The sequence below is a fragment of the Stenotrophomonas sp. P5_A9 genome (assembly GCF_056400525.1).
Genome location: NZ_JBFULC010000003.1, coordinates 111323 through 129333, shown reverse-complemented (window position 1 = coordinate 129333; position 18011 = coordinate 111323). Strand labels below are relative to the sequence as shown.

At 66.3% G+C, this 18011-nt stretch carries 4 protein-coding genes; all 4 read left to right on the top strand.

Going from position 1 to position 18011, the window contains the following annotated elements:
- Positions 1–120 precede the first annotated feature (120 nt).
- The 4 genes from AC1DR7_RS01885 to AC1DR7_RS01870 all read left to right on the top strand — a co-directional run bounded on the left by AC1DR7_RS01885 (position 121) and on the right by AC1DR7_RS01870 (position 17669).
- Positions 121–1125: a 2-hydroxyacid dehydrogenase gene (locus AC1DR7_RS01885; RefSeq protein WP_457318559.1), complete on the top strand. Its 1005-nt coding sequence runs from the start codon at positions 121–123 to the stop codon at positions 1123–1125.
- A 48-nt stretch (positions 1126–1173) separates the two neighbouring features.
- Complete coding sequence (locus AC1DR7_RS01880) at positions 1174–2796, top strand: L-lactate permease (protein ID WP_457318560.1); 1623 nt, start codon at positions 1174–1176, stop codon at positions 2794–2796.
- Between the two features lie 452 nt (positions 2797–3248).
- Positions 3249–4970, top strand: coding sequence for a ShlB/FhaC/HecB family hemolysin secretion/activation protein (locus AC1DR7_RS01875; RefSeq protein WP_457318561.1), 1722 nt, complete (start codon positions 3249–3251; stop codon positions 4968–4970).
- A 21-nt stretch (positions 4971–4991) separates the two neighbouring features.
- Complete coding sequence (locus AC1DR7_RS01870; protein WP_478076374.1) at positions 4992–17669, top strand: hemagglutinin repeat-containing protein; 12678 nt, start codon at positions 4992–4994, stop codon at positions 17667–17669.
- Positions 17670–18011: the final 342 nt, after the last annotated feature.

The window sequence follows — 18011 nt, the reverse complement described above, 5'->3', positions numbered from 1 at the left end:
TAGCGAGGTCGCCAGAGCGGCAGGTTTGCATGACCACCGGATGCGCGCGATCCTGTCACGCGTTACCGCGTAAGGTGCCTGGAAGGCCGCGCCGCGCGCTTCTCCCGCAGAGGATGCTTCATGAAGATCGCCGTATTCAGCGCCCGTCCCTACGACCGCCGCTTCCTGGACGAGGCCAATCAACATGCCGATGCCGCGCAATCGTTTGAATTCCTCTATTTCGACGCCTCCCTGGACATCCACACGGCCGCGCTGGCGCAGGACTGCGAGGCCGTCTGTGTCTTCGTCAACGACCGCCTGGACGCGGCGGTGCTGGATGCGCTGCACGCGCTGGGCGTGCGCGCGATCCTGCTGCGCTGCGCCGGCTTCAACAATGTCGACCTCGCCACGGCAGCCGAACTGGGCTTCTTCGTAGCGCGCGTCCCGGCCTATTCGCCCGAGGCGGTGGCCGAACATGCGCTGGCGCTGGTGATGACGCTCAACCGTCAGACCCACCGCGCCTACAACCGGGTCCGCGAAGGCAACTTCATGCTCGATGGTCTTCTGGGCCGCACGCTGTACGGCAAGACCGTGGGCATCGTTGGCACCGGCAAGATCGGCCTGGCCACCGCGCGCATCTTCAAGGGCATGGGGTGCACGGTGCTGGGCCATGATCCGTACCCGTCGACCGCCTTCGCATCGATCGGCACCTTCGTGCCGATCGATGAACTACTGGCTCGCGCGGACATCGTCTCGCTGCATTGCCCGCTTACCCCGGAAACCCATCACCTGATCAACGATGCGTCGCTGGCCGGGATGAAGGCCGGTGCGATGCTGGTGAACACCTCGCGTGGCGGCCTGGTGGATACCCAGGCGGTGATACGTGCGCTGAAGTCGCGCCACCTTGGCCACCTCGCCATCGACGTGTACGAACAGGAGAGCGTGCTGTTCTTCCAAGACCGGTCGGGTGAGATCATCGACGATGACACGTTCCAGCGGCTGATGACGTTCCCGAATGTGCTGGTCACCGGGCACCAGGGATTCTTCACAATGGAGGCGTTGCAGGAGATTTCCGGGATCACGCTGCGCAACCTCGGTGATTTCGCCGCGGGAAGCCCCTGTCCCAACCTCGTTACCGCCGCCTGACCCCGTTCGCCGCCGTTCCTCCGTCAACCCACCCAGCAGGGACTGACCATGTGGCCCCAGAACTACGACCCGCTCGGTAACGCGAATCTCTCGGCGCTGCTGGCTGCGCTGCCGGTGCTGGTATTCCTGCTGGCGTTGACCGTGCTGCGGCTGAAGGGACTCACCGCCGCGTTGCTGGCGGTGCTGGTGTCGGCCGTGGTATCGGCCTGGGTATTCGGCATGCCGCTGGGCAGCATCGGTGGCGCGGCGCTGCTGGGCATCGCCAACGGCCTGTTCCCGATCAGCTTCATCGTGCTGATGGCGGTGTGGTTGTACAAGCTGGCCATCCGCAGCGGCAAGTTCGAGGTGATCCGCGGCAGCATCGCCACCATCTCCGACGACCAGCGCATCCAGGTGCTGCTGATCGCGTTCTGCTTCGGCGGCTTCCTGGAAGGCGCGGCAGGTTTCGGTGTGCCCATCGCGATTTGCGCGGCGCTGCTGGTGGAACTCGGCTTCCGCCCGCTCAAGGCAGCCATGCTCTGTCTGGTGGCCAACGGCGCGGCAGGGGCCTACGGCGCCATTGGCATCCCGGTGCTGGTGGGTGCGCAGCAGGGCGGGGTGGCGCTGGGCGACATGTCGCTCATGCTGATCCCGCTGGTACAGGTCTGCGCCCTKCTGCTCCCGGCGCTGCTGGTGATGATGCTGGACGGCTGGCGCGGTGTGCGCGAAACCTGGCCGGTGCTGTTGGTGGTCGGCGTGGTCTTCAGCGGCACGCAGACGCTGGTGCTGCATTTGTTGGGGCCCGAGCTGGTGGACATCATCGGGCCGCTCGCGGCAATGGGCAGCCTGGCCGCGTTCATGCAGGTCTGGCGCCCGAAACGGATCTACCGCGAAGCCAACGCGCCGCCGGTCTCCAGCCGGCGCTGGTCGCTCCGGGAGGTACTGCTGGCGTGGTCGCCTTTCTACATCCTCACCGCCACCATCCTGGTCTGGAGTCTGCCCGCGTTCAAGGTGCTGTTCGCGGCGGATGGCGTGCTCGGCACAACGGTGCTGCACCTGCCCATCGGCCTGCTCGACCAGCGCGTGCAGGAGCTGCCGCCACTGGTCGCCAGTGCACGCGCACTGCCGGCAGTCTGGACTGTGGGGTGGCTCAACGCCTCCGGTACGGCGATCCTGATCGCGGCGCTGCTTACCGTCTTGCTGTCGCCCAAGCTGAGCGTGCGTTCGGCCAGCGAGGAGCTGGCGCAGTCCGGCCGGGAGATGTGGAAGCCGCTTGCGACGGTGGCCCTGGTGATGGCCGTGGCCTACATCACCAACTATTCCGGCGCGTCGTCCACGATCGGTTTGGCACTGGCCCAGGCCGGCGGCTTGTTCCCGGTGGTGGCGCCGGTGATCGGCTGGCTGGGAGTCTTCATCACCGGATCGGTGGTCAACAGCAACACCTTGTTCGCCCATCTGCAGGCGGTTACGGCCACGCAGATCGGCGTCTCCCCCGCGCTGCTGGTAGCGGCCAATACCGCCGGCGGGGTGATGGCCAAGCTGGTGTCGCCGCAATCGATCGCCATTGCCGCCGCTGCGGTGAAGCTGGTCGGCCAGGAGTCGGCGATCATGCGCACGACGTTGGCGATCAGTTTGGCCCTGCTGGGCTATGTGTGCGCGTGCACGCTGTTGTTGTCGGTGCTGCTGCACTGAGTGCCGCTGCGTAACGGCCTGTCGGGTCACTTCCGTCAAGCAGGCTTGGTATGCGCAGACCGCTCGCGTAAGATCCGCCCCGGCTTGCCCGCGCAATCGCGGCTGCGCCCGGTTCCCGCCCCTCAAGCGGTGGCACCGGGCGGTCAGACCACACGGCCATTCGACTTCCAGACCTGCTCCATCGCGCACCCCAACCGGTCGCGCGGTGGCGGCACCGTGGTGGCGGTTGGCTGAACGGCATCGGTACGCAAGCGGGAGGCGCGCTAAAGCATCTGATCCGCCTGCCGATACGGCGGGCGAGCGTCGAACCGCTGGGCGATGCAGGCCCCGGTGCCGTGGTGCGGCACTGCGACGGTCGACACATACATGCTCCGGAAGCGGGTTCCGCGCAATGCGCGGGGCGTCGCCGGCGCTTCAACGTACGAATGGATGCAACGACAGGGATGATTGGGATGGGGCGTGGACGCCGGCGTGGGTGGGTTCTTCTGTTTGCAGGCATGACCGCGCAGGCATCGGCACAACAGGTGGCCGAGGCCGGTGCGCAGGAACTGCTGCGCCAGCAGGAGCGTGAGCGCGCGTTGCGCGAACAGCAGGAGGCGCGGCCGGACGTTCGTCTGGAACGAACGGCCACCGATGCGATCGAGCGCCTGCCCACGCGCGAGGCCCCGTGCTTCCGTATCGATCGGATCGTGCTCGACGGCGAAGACGCCGCGCAGTTCCAGTGGGCGCTGCGCGCGACCGATCCGGGCGGCGATCCGGCGATCGGCCGCTGCCTGGGTACCGAAGGCATCAACCTGGTGATGAAGCGCATCCAGAACGCGATCATCGCCCGTGGCTACGTCACCACACGCGTGCTGTCGGCACCGCAGGATCTCACTGGTGGCACGCTGGTGCTTTCGGTGCTGCCGGGGCGCTTCCGCACGGCCGTGTTCGTCGATCCCGCCAAGGCGCGGACCACGATCGGCAATGCGTTGCCACTGCACGGTGGCCAGATCCTGAACCTGCGTGGCATCGAGCAGGGCCTGGAAAATTTCCAGCGCGTGCCGACCGTGACCGCCGATATCCGCATCGCGCCGGCCGAGGGCGACGCCGCTGCACCGGGCCAGAGCGACCTGATGATTGCCTGGGAGCAGCGCCTGCCGGTGCGCGCCAGCGTCAGCCTGGACGATGCGGGCAGCCGCGGCACCGGCAAGCTGCAGGCCAACGGCACGGTGTCGCTGGATAACCCGCTGGGTTTGAACGAGCTGTTCTACGTCAGCGTGGGGCGCGGGGTGTTCAACGGTGCGGGCAAGGACACCGACAGCTGGACCGCGCACTACGACGTGCCGTTCGGGTACTGGCTGTTCGGCGCGACGGCCAGCGGCTACGACTACCGCCAGACCGTGCTCGGCGCATACGAAAGCTACGACTACAGTGGCGAGAGCCGCAACGCCGAAGTCCGCGTGGATCGCCTGCTGTTCCGCAATGCCACCGTCAAGCTGAGCATGTACGGACGCGGCTGGTGGCGCGAGTCGCGCAATGCCATCGACGACACCGAGATCGAGGTGCAGCGACGGCGCACCGCCGGCTGGGAAATCGGCCTGGGCCACAAGCACTTCCTGGGGACGGCGACGCTGGATGCGAACGTGGCCTACCGGCGCGGTACCGGCGCCTTCGATGCGCTGCGTTCGCCAGAAGAGAACGCCTGGGCCTTCGATCCCGGCCTTCCGTTGGAAGGGACCTCGCGGATGAAACTGATCGTGGCCGATGCCCAGCTCAGCGTGCCGTTCCAGTGGGGCAAGCAGCGCCTGCGCTACACCGCCGCCTGGCGCGCGCAGTGGAACCGCACCCCGTTGTCGCCGCAGGACCGCTTCTCCATCGGCGGGCGTTACAGCGTGCGCGGCTTCGACGGCGAGGGTTCGCTCAGCGGTGAACGCGGGTGGACCGTGCGCAACGATCTCTCGGTCGGACTCGGCGGCGGGCAGGAGGCTTACCTGGGCATGGATTACGGACGCATCGGCGGGCCATCCACGCAATGGCAGGCCGGCGATCATCTGGCGGGCATGGCCATCGGCCTGCGTGGTGGCTGGCAACGCTTCTCGTGGGATGGCTTCATCGGTTCGCCGTTGAACAAGCCGCAGAACTACCCGACCGACTACACCACGCTGGGCTTCAGCCTGGCGTGGCGCTACTGAACCATCACAAGGACGTGTGAAATGAATCGTGTTTACCGGTTGGTGTTCAATCGTGCCCTGATGGTCTGGCAGGTGGCTTCCGAGCTTGCGGTCGGCAGCGGCGGCGGCAGTGGCGAGCGTGCGCCGGGCGAGCGCAGTGCGGCGCTGGCGCCGTTGGGGTTTGCGCTGATGTGCGCATTGGGCTGGGTCAGCCTGGTGCCGGTCGCGCAGGCGCAGGCCGGGCGAATCGTGTCCGATCCCACTGCGCCGGGTAACGAACGCCCGACCGTGCTGGCCGGGCCGAACGGCGTGCCCATGGTCAATATCACCACGCCGTCCGCCGGCGGGGTATCGCGCAACCGCTATGCGCAGTTCGATGTCGGCCCGGAAGGGGCCATCCTCAACAATGCGCGCGGGCAGACCCAGACCCAGCTCGGTGGTTGGGTGCAGGGCAATCCGTGGTTGGCCACCGGCAGCGCCAAGGTCATCCTCAACGAAGTCAACGGGCCGGCCAGCCGCCTCAATGGCTACATTGAAGTGGCCGGCCAACGCGCTGAAGTGGTCATCGCCAACCCGGCCGGCATCCAGGTCAACGGGGGTGGCTTCCTCAATGCCAGCCGGGTGACGCTCACCACCGGCACGCCGGTGTTCAAGGGCGGCGCGCTGGATGGCTACCGGGTCACGGGCGGGACGATCGACATCAGCGGCGACGGGCTGGATACCAGCCGCGTGGATTACACCGATCTGATCACCCGCTCGCTGCAGGTCAACGCCGGCATCTGGGCCAACCAGCTGCGTGCCAGCCTCGGCAACCAGCAGGTGGGCGTGGATGCCATCAGCGTGGCGGCGGCGGCCGCAACCGAAGACGCCCCGACGTTTGCATTGGACGTAGGCGCGTTGGGCGGCATGTTCGCCAACAAGATCTGGCTGGTCGGCAACGAGCATGGCGTCGGTGTGCGCAACGCCGGCACCATCGGCGCGCAGGCCGGCGAACTGGTGGTCACCGTCGATGGTCGGCTGGAGAACACCGGCGCGCTGCAGTCGAGTCAGGACGTGCGCCTGGATGTCGCGCAGGACCTGCGCAACGCCGGTACGATCGCCGCCGCCCGCGAGCTGACGGTGCAGGCGGCCGGCCAGCTCGACAATAGCGGCGGCACGCTCAATGCGCAGCGGCTGCAGGTGGCGGCCGCCACGCTGCGCAACCGCGGCGGCAGCATCGAGCAGGCCGGTGTGCAGGCGCTTGCGGTCACCGCCGGCACGCTGACCAACCGCGACGCCGGAATGATCGGCGCGCTCGACAGCGTGGCCACGGACAACAGCGGCAGCGAACCCGGCAGTGGGACCGGCAACGGCACTTCCACGCCGAGCCCCGGCGATGGCGGCACCGCGACGCCGGGCGCAGGCACCGGCAGCACGCCCGCCCCGGTCACCACGCCCACCCCGGCAGCGCCGCTGGCCGCCGGTGCAGTGAGCATCGCCGGCAGCCTGGACAACGACGGCGGCAGCATCGCCAACGGCGGTACGACCTCGCTGGTCGCGGCCAACGGGCTGGACAATGGCGGCGGCCGCATCGGCGTGTCGTCGCTGCAGGCATCCGGTGAGCTGGTCAACGATGCGGGCACCCTGCAGGTGCACGGCAATGCCAACGTGCGCGCGGGCACCTTGTCCAACCAGCAGGGCACGCTCAGCGTGGCCGGGCTGCTGGAACTGGAAGCACAGTCGCTGGACAACCGCGGCGGCGAGCTGCACCACGGCGGCACCAGTGCCGCGTCGTGGACCGTGCACGGCGAGGTGAACAACGACAAGGGCCTGCTGGTCTCCAACGCCGAGCGCCTGCTGCTCCACGTGGGCAACGTCAGCAATGCGGGCGGACGCATCGAGCATGCCGGCAAGGACAGCCTGATGTTGTACACCCAGTCGTGGACCGGTGCGGCTGGCAGCCTGCGGACAGGCGGTCGCCTGGACTGGTCGGCCGGCACCATCGACATGCACGGCGGCACGCTTAGCGCCGACCGCTTCCAGATCATCGCCTCGGCGTTGGACAACCGCGGCGGCACCCTGCTGTCGCTGGGCAACCAGGGCAGCGCGGTGCGTGCCGCGCGCCTGGACAACCGCGATGGCGGCAGCATCGCCGCCAACAGCCACCTCACGCTCGACACCCGCGTGCTCGACAACAGCAAGGGGCTGATCCAGCAGGCCGGCGATGGCACGCTGCGCATCCATGCCGATACGCTGGAGGGCAGCGAAGGTCGCTTGCTGAGCAACGGGGCGCTGAGCCTGTCCGGCGGCCAGCTCGATCTCAGCGGCGGCACCACGACCGCCCAACAGATCACGGTCGACGCCGACACCCTGCGCAACGTCGGCGGCCAGCTCACCTCGCTGGGTACCAGCGCGCTGCAGTTGAGCCTGCGCACCGCGCTGGACAACCGCAACGGCGCCGTGGCCAGCAATGCAGGGCTGCAGATCGACGCGGGTCGCATCGACAACCAGAAGGGCGCGTTGCTGGGTGCCGGCACGCACGGCAGCACAGTGCGCGTGCGTGGCGACCTGGACAACCGTGGCGGCACGCTGTCCTCCAATGGTGACCTGCAGGTGCAGGCCCAGCAGCTGCTCAACCAGGGCGGCAACGTGCTGGCAGCCGAAGGCGGGCACCTGCAGGTGACGACCCGTGGCCTGCTGGACACCTCCGGCGGTGGCCGCGTGGCCGGCACCGGTGACATGACCCTGCACGCCGGCCGCTTGGACAATACCGGCGGTGCGATCGAACACGCCGGCGATGGCAGCCTGCACATCACCGCCGACACCCTGCACGGCGCCGGCGGACGCATCCTCAGCCTGGGCGCGCTGCAGCTGGACGGTGGCGAACTGCTGCTCGGCACGGCCAGTACCACCCAGGCCGAGACCGTCAGCGTCCACGCCGACACCCTCAGCACCGCTGGCGGCACCCTCAGCGCGACCGGCAACGGCGTGCTCGACCTGCACCTCACCGGTGCCCTGGACAATCGCGGTGGCAGCATCGCGGGCAATGGCGCCATCGCGCTGCAGGCCGCCAGCGTAGCCAACCAGAAGGGCGCGCTCAGCGCGGCCGGCGACGCGACCAGTACGTGGACGGTCAGCGGCGTGCTGGACAACGCCGAGGGCGTGATCGCCAGCAATGCGGATGCATTCACGATCAATGCCGGGCACCTGATCAACACCGCCGGCACCATCAGCCATGCCGGCGACAGCGGTCTTCAACTGCACACCGATCGGCTTGATGGCAGCGCGGGCACCCTGGTCAGCAAGGGTGCCCTGACCGTGCGCGCCACCGAATTGGACCATCGCAACGCCACCCTCGGCGCCGACCGCGTGGACCTCCAGGCCACCCACCTGGACAACCGCGCGGGCCGCATCGTGGCCAGCGGCAGCGGCGCCAGCCAGATCCTCGCCGAGGAACTCGACAATGCCGGCGGCACCGTGGCCAGCAACGGCGACCTGTTGCTGCAGGCGACCACCTTCGACAACACCGCAGGCACCGTCCAGCACGCCGGTGACGGCACATTGCAGATCGACGCGCAGACCCTGCTGGGCCAGCGCGGCACCGTGCTCAGCAACGGCGCGCTGAGCGTGACCGGGCAGGGCACCGACCTGCGCGAGGCCATCACCTCCGCGCGCGCGATCAGCATCGATACCGGCACCCTGACCACCGCCGGGGGCACGCTCACCGCCACCGGGGACCAGGCCCTGCGATTGACCGTGCAGAGCACGCTGGACAACCGTGGCGGCAATATCGGCGGCAACGGTCTGCTCAACCTGTCGGCGCAGCAGTTCTTCAACCAGAAGGGGAGTGTGCAGGCGGCAGGCAGCGGCCACTCCACGCTGGATATCGCGCAGGCACTGGACAACCAGCAGGGCCGCATCCTGCTCGGCGGCAGCGGCGTGCTCAGGGCTGCCAGCCTGGACAATCGTGGCGGCACCGTGCACGCCGCCGGCAGCGGCTTGACCGTCACGGTCGACGGCCGCCTGGACAACAGCGCGCAGGGCCTGCTCTCCAGCACCGCCGCGCTGGCGCTGGATGCGGGCGCGCTCGACAACCACGGCGGCGCCGTCTTCGCAGGCACCACGTTGCAGCTGGACACCACCAGCGCGCTGGACAACGCCGGCGGCGTCATCCAGTCCACCGATGCGATGCAGCTGCGTGCCTCGGGCCTGTCCAACCAGCTGGGCAAGATCATCGGCGGCGCGGTCGACATCGACACGCGCGGCTACGCGCTGGGCAACCAGAGCGGCACCATCGGCAGCCAGACCGGCGCGCTGCAGATCCGCAGCGGTGCGCTGGACAACAGCGGCGGCCGCCTGCAGTCGCAGACCCAGCTGACCGTGGATGTCGGCGCCAACGCCCTGACCAATACTGCATCGGCCAGCAATGGCGGCATCCTCGCTGGCGGCGGCCTGCGCATCGATGGCGGCTTCCTCGACAACCGTGGCGGCGTGCTGCTGGCCCAGGGCGATGCGCTGCTGAAGCTGGCCAGCGTCGACAACAGTGGTGGCGGTGCACTGACCAGCGCCGCCGACCTGTCGCTGGAGGCATCGACGTTGAACAACGCTGCCGGCCGCGTGCAGGCCGGCCGCGATCTCGATCTCAGCCTGGGCGGCGCGCTCGACAACCAGGGCGGCGCCGTTGCCGCCGGCCAGACGCTGACGCTCAAGGCCAGCAGCGTCGACAACCGCAACACCCGCACCAGCGACAACACCCTTGGCCTGCAGGCCGGCCAGTTGCAGTTGGATGCGCAATCGTTCGACAACCGCCATGGCCAACTGCTGACCGATGCCGGCAGCCGCATCCAGCTCGGCGCGGGCCTGGACAACGCCAATGGCCTGATCTCGGCCGGCGCCAGCCTGGACATCGGCGCCGACGTGGTCAGCAACAGTGCCGGCCTGCTGCGCTCGGACGGCAACCAGAGCCTGACCGCGCGCGCGCTGACCGGCGACGGCCAGCTGCACTCCCAGCGTGATGCCACGCTGACCCTGCAGGAAGGTATGGTCCTCAATGGCGAGCTGATCTCCAACGGCACGCTCACGCTGACCACCGCGGGCGATCTGTCCAACCAGGGCATCCTGCGCGCCGGCAACCTCGACCTCAACGCGCGCAACATCGACAACATCGCCGGCGCGGAAATCACCAGCCAGGGCACCACCCACCTCGGCGCCAGCGGGCAGCTCACCAATCGCGGCTTGATCGACGGCGTGGTCACCCACCTGGAAGCGGGTACGCTCGACAACGTCGGCACGGGCCGCATCTATGGCGACCACGTGGCGATCTCCGCCGGCACCGTGCGCAACCGTGCCGAGACCGCGAACGGCGCCACCCGCGTGGCCACCGTCGCCGCGCGTGAGCGCCTGGACATGGGCGTTGGCCAACTGATCAACACCGACAAGGGGCTGATCTACAGCGGCGGCGATGCTGCCATTGGTGGAACGTTGGGGGCCGATCGCCTGGCCGCGGGCGTGGCGGGGCGCATCGACAACCTCAGTTCGGTCATTGATGTGGACGGTGATCTCACGATCAATGCCCAGGCAGTCAACAACATCCGCGAGAACGTGGTCGTCACCGAAACCACCAAGGTGGAAGCCCCGGTACGCATGGACCGGCCTTCGTGGTGGCGCAACGGCAACAATGGCACCTCCGATATCCGCAGTACCAGCCATTACAGCGCCCATGAGGTGTATTACCTCAACCCTGCCGACATTCTCGAGGACGAGCCGCATATCACGCCGGATGGGTTCACCGTACACCGTGCCGTGGTGCGACTGACAGCGCAGACCAGCGCTTACTTCTTCGGTCGTGGTGGATTGTACGCAGCGTCCGGTGAGCGTTCGCGATTGAACGTGCAGGACGGCACCGTCACCCTGTATTACGTCGGCCGTCAGGACAACCAGGTCAATCCGGACCAGGTCACCAGTGGTGCGGACGATCCGTTCACCGAGCTGAGCGCGCTCCACCCCGATTCGACACCGTTCCGCTACGTCGAGGACAACCTGACGTACTCCAGCGCCTACGGCACCTGCACCACCGACTGCGTGCAGCTGTGGACGTACAAGGACTACGATCCCGACCGGACCCTGACCGGCCCGCAGTTCTCGGGCGGAAGTTCCACCAGTGGCAACGAGCAGTACCGCATCGCCACCCGTACCGTGACCGAGGATCTGCTGGCACCGGGAGCCGGTGCGGATGCGGTCATCCGCTCAGGCGGTGCGATGCACATCGGCACCGACAGCCTCGAAAACCGCTACGGCAGCATCGCCGCAGGCGGCAACCTGCAGGTCACCGGTCTGACCGCGACGGCGAAAGTCACCAATCTGGCGCAGACGCTGCACCGGACACACGCGTTCAACAACGTCAGCCGGACCTTCGGCGGCGACACCATTACCTGGAGCAATCCGTCCATTTCCGAGGTGACCGGAAAGATCGGCGGCAGCATCACCAGTGGTGGCACGTTGAGCATCGACGTCGGTGACCTGAGCAACCTCAACCAAGGGCGCGACGCCCCCAACGTGCAGGATGGGGCGGCAATGGCCAACCTCAACGTGCAGGGGCCCAGGACGCTGGACGGGGCGGGCACAGGAGGAGCGCAGGGGCCGGGCCATGCGTCCGGCACAGAGGCCGGGCGCGCGCAGGCGCAGTCGGCTGATGCGGCAGGCAGTAGCCAGGGCGGTGCCGTGGGGGGCGTGGCCAACAATGGCGCGGTGTCTGGTGGGCGCGTGGTGGCTGCTGCCGGTGATTCCCCAGACCGCGTTGCGATGGGCGCACCGGACACCCGCGCACCCAACGCCAGCCTGTTCAACGTCAACCCCAATGGTGGCAGCTACCTTGTCGAAACCGACCCGAACTACACAGACCGAAAGACCTGGCTGAGTTCGGACTACCTGCTTGGTCAGATGGGTTACTCACCCGATGCCGTGCAGAAACGCCTGGGCGATGGCTTCTACGAACAGAAGCTGGTACGCGAGCAGATCGGTGAATTGACCGGGCGCCGCTACGTCGGCAACTTCCAGGACGATGAAACACAGTACCGGGCGCTGCTCGAAGCCGGTGCGACGGTTGCCAGGGAATGGGGCCTGCGCCCCGGCGTGGCACTGACCGAAGCCCAGATGGCGCAGCTCACCAGCGACATCGTCTGGCTGGTCGAACAGACCATCACCCTGCCCGACGGCAGCACCACCACCGCGCTGGTGCCGCAGGTCTATCTACGCCTGCGCCCGGGCGACCTCAACGAGCAGGGCGCATTGCTGGCCGGCGCCAACGTCGACATCACTCTGGGCAATGGTCTGGTCAACACCGGTGAGATCGCCGGCCGCCGGCTGGTTACCATCGACGCAGGCAGCATCGAGCACCTTGGCGGCAGCATCTCCGGGCAGTACGTGGGGCTGGCATCGGGCAAGGACATTCTTATCTCCGGTGCCAGCGTCACCGCCACCGACGCGCTGTCGGTGCAGGCCGCAGGCAATGTCACCGTCGCATCCACCGTGGAAACCTTCACCGGCAAAGGTACGTCGCGGCATGAGATCACAACGCTGGATCGCGTGGCCGGCCTCTACGTAACCAATCCCGGCGGGGAAGGGGTGCTGTCGGTGGTCGCCGGTGGCGATATCAGCCTGCAGGCTGCGCAGATCCTCAATGTGGGCGCAGACGGCATCACCCAGCTGGCGGCAGGCGGCAGTCTGGATGTGGGTGCACTGGCGCTCGGGCAGCGTAGCGACGCCACCTTTGATGACCGCAACCATGTGCGCAGCAGCCAGACCACCCATGCTGTGACCACCGTGCAGGGCAGCGGCGACGTGGTGCTGGCTGCAGGCAGGGACATCAACCTTGCCGCCGCGCAGATCAAGGCGGACGGCGGCATGGCCCTGCAGGCGGGTGGTGACATCAACAGCCAGGCGCTGGTGGACAGCACCGCGCGTGATTTCAGCAATGCGGGCAAGCGCAGTTCGCTGCAGGTCACCCAGCGTGACGAGACCGTGCGAGGCAGCCAGCTGTCGGCGGGCGACAACCTGCTGCTCACTGCGGGCCGCGACGTCACTCTCACCGCAGCCCAGGTCGCCAGTGCCGAAGGCGCGGTGAGCGTGGCCGCCGGCCGTGACGTGAACCTGCTCTCGGTCAACGAAGCGCATGACTACAGCCTGGACAGCGTCGACAAGAAGAAGAAAACGCTCTCCAGCACCACCACTACCCGACACGCCGTGGGCAGCGACAGCTACGCGATGGGCACGGTCATCGAAGGCGCTGCCATCGACATCACCGCCGGCCGTGACCTCACCGCCGGCGGTGCGGTGATCGACGCGACGGACAACGTGATCCTGGGCGCCGGCAACAACGTGCTGATCACCGCTGCCGAGGACCGCCACAGTTCCGAGTCCAGCCAGAGCAGCAAGAAGAGTGGCTTCAGTGGCGGCTTCTCCAATGGCGTGGCCTCGGTGGGCTATGCCAAGTCCAGCAGCAGCGGCCAGAACGCCACGCAGGCCACTACCCAGGTCGGTTCGGCCATCGCCTCGCGCGAAGGCAACGTGCTGATCAGTGCCGGCAACCAGCTCACCCTGGCCGCCTCGGACGTTGCCGCCGGCGAGAACCTCACCCTGGTCGGCAAGGACATCGCGCTGCTGGCCAGGCAGGACACGCTGGACACGCAGAGCAGTCAGGCCAGCACGTCCAGCGGCATGTCGGTCGGCACCACCTACGACCCCACCAAGGCCTACCGCAGCGCCCGCGACTCCACCACCGACGGCATGGCCGACAGTGGGTCGACGATGGGCAAGATCACCCGCACCGGCGAAGGCGCTGCGTCCGGCGCCCGTGCAGCGACCACGTCCACCGTGATCACCGGCGGCAGCCAGCGCTCGAGCGGCAACCAGCGCGAATCCACCAGCGACGCCCGCGTCACCCAACTGGCGGCAGGCGGCGACATGACGCTGATCGCCAACGGCGGCTCCATCACCAGCCAGGGCGCGCAGCTGTCCGCCGATGGCAATGCGGTGCTGTTGGCGACCAAGGACATCGTCTTCGACGTCGCCCACAACACCGCCTCCAGCAGCAGCGACAGCCGCGGCAAGGGCTGGGGGTTCGCCAACAACACCAGCGGCCTGCCGTTCGGCACCAACAACTCGCGCAACGAAGGCGCCGGCCAGAGCGACACCATCACCGGCACCCAGCTGTCGGTCGGCGGCGGGGTGCGCATGGCCACCACCGAGGGCAACATCCGCCTGACGGCGGCCAACATCGCCGCCGAAAAGGACGTCAACATCCGTGCCGCCGGCGACCTGCTCATCCGCAGCGGCCAGGACACCGTCAGCAATGCCAACACCGCCGACAGCAAGGCGATCGGCACTGTGCAGATCTCCGATACCGAAAAATTCTCCGGCTGGCATCGCGAGCAGCACGAGGACGACAGCGCGATGGTGTCCCAGGTCGCCAGCACCATCGGCAGCCTGGGCGGCAACGTCAACCTCGGCGCAGGCGGCAAGTACACCCAGATTGCCAGCAACGTGGTGGCCGCGCAGGACGTCAACATCACCGCGGCCGAGATCGAACTGCTCACCGCCGATGAAACCGGGCACGCCTCGCAGCGCGATAAGGACCTGAAGATCGGTGTGTTTGCGCGGGTCAAATCGCCGTTCATTGATCTGATCAACAATGTGGATGCTGCGCGGCAGTCGGATGGGCGGTTGCAATCCATGCAGGGCATGGCGGCCGCAGCCAACGCCTATCAGTCGGCCAGCGCCATCGCCAGCGCGTTGGATGCAGGTGGCAGCGGGCTTCTGTTCAGCGCCGAAGCCGGCATCGGCTTCAAGACCGCCAACAGCAGCTCGGAAGGAAGCAGTGCCATCTCGCGCGGTTCCACCATCCAGGGCGGCGGTAACGTCAACCTGACCAGCACCAGTGGCGATATCCACATCGTGCAGGGCAATCTGAGCGCCGGTAACACGCTGAGCCTGGACTCGGCGCGCGATATCCTGCTCGAAGCCGGRCAGGCGCATGTGGTGGACCGCAGCAAGAGCAGCAACGCTGGCGCGGAAGTTGGCGTGGGTGTGCAGGTGGGCGCGCAGACCGGCGTCTACGTGTACGCCGAAGCCAGCGTGGGCAGCAGCAAGTCGAACTCGGACAGTCGCACCTGGCAGAACACCACGCTCACCGGCCAGAACATCTCGCTCAAGGCCGAAGGCGACACCACCTTGCGCGGTGCAACCGCGACTGCGGACCGCATCGATGTAAAGACCGGTGGCACGCTGACCATCGAGTCGCTGCAGGACGTGGCGGAGAGCATGTCCAAGAACAGCCAGGTGGGCGGCCGGGTGCAGGTGTCCATCGGCACCGCCTGGAACGTGGATGGCTACGCCAGTGCAGGCAAATCCACCGGCAGCTACCAAGGCGTGGGTCAGCAGTCCGGCCTGTTCGCTGGCGCGGGTGGCTATCACGTAGACGCAACCCACGTAAATCTTGTGGGTGGGGCCATCGCGAGTACCAACGCAGCCAACAGCGAACTGACTGCCGAAACACTGACCTTCAGTGACCTCCAGAATCACATGCAGCACAACACCGCCTCGGCCGGCATCAGCGGGGGCTATAGCGGTGCCATGGATGGCTGGACGCGGCAGCTCGACGGCGCCACGCCGAACTTCGGCCCCGGCTTGCCGATGATCGATAAGGGCGGTGACAGTAGTACCACCTATGCCACTCTGACCGAAGGCAGCATCGTTATCGGTGGCAAGCAGACCACAGCCGCCGAGCTGGGCCTGAACACGGATGCCGCTGCGGCACATCGCGCGATCGATGCACTTCCCAATGTCGAGAAGCTGCTGGCGGATCAGCAGGCTATGGCCGCGGCGATGGGTACGGTGACGGCTACCAGCAAGCAGATCGCAAACGATATCGGCGGGCAGGCGATGCGCAACCTGGAGAACGACTATGTTTCCAAGTTGAGCGACGAGGAGAAGGCGCGGTTCAAGGCGCAGAGCGCACAGGATAAAGCGTGGGAGCTGAAGACTCAGCGCGGTAGCGACTTCAACGCCGCCGAGGACCAGATGAAGAGCTGGGGCATCGGCAGCGCCAACGGCCGCGCGCTGGAAGCGGTGACCGCGCTTTTGGTGGGGGGGATGTCCGGCCAAGGCGGGGGGCAGTTGGCTGCGAATGCGTTGGCGCCGTATGCGGCCCAGCTGATCGGAAGCAAGTTCGACACCGACCATGGCAGCGATCCAAATGTCGCAGCGCAAGCGCTCTCCCACGCACTACTCGGTGCCGTTCTTGCTGAGCTCAACGGAGGCTCCACGGGGGGCGGGGCGTTGTCCGCCGCCGGAGGTGAGCTTGCCGCCGGCTTCCTGAAAAATGCATTCCCCAACGCCGATAGGGAAACCATTTCGGCGCTTTCGCAAGCAGTCGGGGCATTGGCCGCTGGCATGGCGGGGGGAAGCCTCTCTAGTGCCGCCCTTGGCGCAGGTATCGCAAAGAACTCAGTCGAGAACAACCGGCTGCTGACAGCGACAGAGCTCGTTCGCATCAAGGAGCTAAGCGACGGAGGCGGGCTAAGGGAAGCAGAGCTTACAGCCGCGGCTTGCGCTTTGGTCAAGTGCTCATCTGGCTTTGCGGAGGGCAGTGCCGAGCGAGCTCACTGGGCCGCCATTGAAGCGCTGGGCGGCACCCCGGAAGCTCAAGAGGACCGGGAGTGGATGAAGGCACAGGTTCAGCACAGCTATCTGTATACCGCCGGCAACGGAATGGCGGCAGAAGACCAACTATTTGGCTACGACGCTACTGACCACTTTTTCGACTGGAATTCCCGAAATCAGATCGGCACACGGACGCTCGGCGGCCTTCAGGCTCTTGGAGGCGGACTCCAGGCAGCAGGGGGGCTATTGCTGATTCCAACCTGCGAGACGGTGATCGGTTGCATTGCGTCGGGATACTTGACCGTCAGTGGCTATGACAACGCAGTTGCAGGGTCGCGCACGGTCGTCTACGGCACGTCTACTAACACTTGGGGTGGGCAGATATTCCAAGCGGCTGGGCTTTCACCAGAAGCGGCAGAGCTGTTGTATGCGATGACACAGCTTGGTGCAGTCTCGCGTGCTTCAACGATGAAGCCGGGCGTGTTTTCTGCTAGTTCCACTGCCCCAGATCCTCAGCTTTCATATACCCAAGCTCCGTTCACGACGCGCGGGCTTGATGTAACAGCGGATATCATGAAGACGCCTGAGGCTCAGGCGCTTGTGAATGAATACATGAAATCCGGGGCCACTCCTGCTCTTGCGAAAGAATACGCCCAGCTCGGATTGGCTTCGGGGAATTCACTGCCTAAGGTGATAAACGTCGGTTCTGGATTTGAACTGATTAAGCTTGTGCCGAAGAATGCACACTCTACGGCCGGTAGTGACGCAATTAGCGCATACAGCCCCTTCTTTGTTACGAGAGAGGAGTATGTGAAGATATCGAGAATGACATCTGTTGAAGCGGCAAAGTACCTTGGGCTCCCCGCGGAACAGGGTATTCGTGGCGCTCACCTTGGCTTTGATGCCTACGCYATGACTCCTAAGCCTGGCCATACACCGTCAATCTTCAAAAGTGAAGTTGCCCCGGTCAGTCAAGGGAACTATTCTGCAAAGGGTGGCGCTGAGCAGGTCTTGGTGCCAAACCGCAGTCAGTGGACCGATCCGAATTCGTCGAAAATTGGCGAGATAAGAGGTRCTTTTTAAATGAATGTGGTTCTTCTGAAGGAATACTCGGCGCGCGTTCGCTGTCTCATAGATGCGTCCCCGCAGTCGAATCGTGTTGCTAATTATTTTCGTTCTAACGAGTTCCTCCAAAAGGCACTTTTGGATGCAAGTCTTGAAATGGTCAGTCAGCCCCGAAATGACGCTGGGCTAACGAGATGGATGATGGAGAACTCTGGGCGGGATGATATCGTTCTACTCGATGCGCTGGCGTGCTTCCTGATTCTTCTGCGTGGCTGGGATCTTCCGTAGCAGTGACGATCATTCGAGCGGAGATTCAGTTTGTTGTCCCGTGCTTCGTGCTTCGTGTGCTATTGAATATAG

What these genes read in the sequence shown, in the direction of transcription:
- AC1DR7_RS01885 (WP_457318559.1), top strand. Translation starts at nt 121, where the DNA reads ATGAAGATCGCCGTATTCAGCGCCCGTCCCTACGACCGCCGCTTCCTG.
- AC1DR7_RS01875 (WP_457318561.1), top strand. Translation starts at nt 3,249, where the DNA reads ATGGGGCGTGGACGCCGGCGTGGGTGGGTTCTTCTGTTTGCAGGCATG.